1 protein-coding gene is annotated in these 230 nt (G+C 45.7%); it reads left to right on the forward strand.

What is annotated here, in order from left to right:
* Window positions 1-58: 58 nt before the first annotated feature.
* On the forward strand, window positions 59-230 hold a 172-nt coding region (locus tag RG959_RS25080), incomplete at its 3' end, for an N-6 DNA methylase (RefSeq protein WP_342799394.1).

Here is a 230-nt window from a genome sequence, read left to right on the forward strand (position 1 = left end):
GAAATTCTCGGAACTTGATTTGTCCCCTAGCACCGTTGACTCTATGCGGATGGGTTATATGTTTGAGGATATTATCCGTCGCTTTTCTGAAAACGAGGAGGCGGGCTCTCATTATACACCGAGGGAAGTCATCGCTCTTATGGTCAACCTGCTCTTGATGGAGGCAGATGAAGAGCTTTTTGTTGACAATAAAGAGATTAAGGTTTTAGATATGGCGGCAGGTACAGGCG

The organism is Domibacillus sp. 8LH (assembly GCF_038806185.1).
GTDB lineage: Bacteria > Bacillota > Bacilli > Bacillales > Domibacillaceae > Domibacillus > Domibacillus indicus_A.